We start from the raw sequence: 1841 nt of genomic DNA on the forward strand, positions 1-1841 counted from the left end.
GATGTTGGCAAGTGGTTTTTTACTTTCATTTACTAACCATATAACCTACATAAATTAGCTGCCAAAAACTACATTTCTATTGTGCCATAAACAGGAAAAGCAGATTTTTCATCTGCCAGTTATGATCTTGCACTGGACACATTATTTAAATCATGGAAAGAAACAGTAGGGTCAAAAAATATTGATTGCAGGCTTTGTTTAGCATGGGAATATATAGAAGACAGCCAAGAATTAGATTTTCTTGAAGAAGTCGATTGTTACAATTTGTATGAAGATAATAATGTAAAGTTTTTAAAAATTAATATTGATAAGATATGGAAGAGTGGAGAATTACCTATACCTACATGGAAAAGACTAAGAAGCCAAGCGAAAAATATTAATAGGGAAGAGTTTGCTTCATTTTTAAATAATCTTATTATTGAAGTGAACTTACCTAAAGCAAGTAATGATATATCTAATCCTGGTAAATTAGAGCGTTTAGTAATTTCTAAATTAAAAAAGTTTGGTGTGGGCAAATACCCTAATCATTTAAAAGAAGTCGATGATGTTTTATTAAGATTAACTCATATAATAAAAAGTTCTAGAGCAAGAGGAGAAGAGTTAAATCTTAGCACAATAGTATATAGGTTAGGGATGAAGTGTGATTTTGGAAATATACAACAAAGTTTTGAGATTGATAATGATATAAATGTAGTGAATGAATCTAGATGTCAGGATTTTTATGAATTCATTTTAGCCAATCAGAAGACTATTTTGATTGGAGAGCCAGGTTTAGGAAAGTCTTGGTTTCTGCAAAATTTTATAAAATTTCTAGAACACCATAGTGTAAAAATAGTTCAGCATTATTGTTATACTGGTATGGATGATATATACGAAAAAGAGAGAATTACAGTAAATGTTTTTTTAGCGAATCTAATAAATGATATTGTTAGTGCATATCCTTATTTAGCGGAGTACAAAAATACAAAATTCGGCGTAGATGTAAAAGAACTGCAAGCCTTGTTAAATAATATGCAAGAAGAAGTAGTAATTATAATTGATGGTCTGGATCATATTGGCAGAGTATACAATTTCCATAAATCAACAATTAAAGAGGTTGATACCGAAATTATTAAAGTAATATCGGAATTAGTATTTCCCGAGAATGTTAGAATAATCTTATCATCACAACCTATTAAAGACGTTACTAAACTAACTGATGATGGCTATAAAATATACAATTTAGAAGCATGGGATAAAAGTGATATTGAGAGATTATTGATAAATAATAATCTTGAGAATATCAATTTAGATTGGAATCTTAAACTATCAGATTTATTAATGAAAAAGAGTAATGGAAATCCGTTATATTTAACTTATCTTATTAGTGAGATAAAACGCTATAGCCCTGCTGTTATATCAGTTGATCTAATAGAGAGTTTTCCACCATATAGTAATAATCTATCTGACTATTATGATTACATAATGTCAAAAGTACCAGAAAGTGAAAAAATTCCGCTTATATTATCCGGTGCACCCTTTTATTTAACTAAAGAGGAATTAATGGAGGTTACTGGTTTAGGACAAATTGTAGGACAAAGTCTAGAAGCAATACAAAGTATACTGAAATTTAATGCATGTAATGGCGGTTATACAATATATCACGAAAGTTTTAGAAGGTATATAGTGGAATCACTTGAAAAAAAAGAAGTTAATGTAGCAGTAGCAATATACAAAGATTTAATCGAATGGCTTAAGAATAAGGGGTTGTAAGCGGTCAATACTTTTGGATAAAAAACGGCCAATAATTTTGGACGATTTTTTCCAGTTATTTAATTCCCCTGTGGATAAAATTAACGGGG

Annotated in this window: 1 protein-coding gene; it reads left to right on the forward strand. The window is 29.6% G+C overall.

The window, feature by feature from the left end:
• The first annotated feature begins 264 nt into the window (after positions 1–264).
• Positions 265–1752: an NACHT domain-containing protein gene (locus tag BR02_RS0113020; RefSeq protein WP_031517782.1), complete on the forward strand. Its 1488-nt coding sequence runs from the start codon at positions 265–267 to the stop codon at positions 1750–1752.
• Positions 1753–1841 lie beyond the last annotated feature (89 nt).

Origin of the sequence: Desulfofalx alkaliphila DSM 12257 (assembly GCF_000711975.1) — a bacterium.
Classification (GTDB): domain Bacteria; phylum Bacillota; class Desulfotomaculia; order Desulfotomaculales; family Desulfohalotomaculaceae; genus Desulfofalx; species Desulfofalx alkaliphila.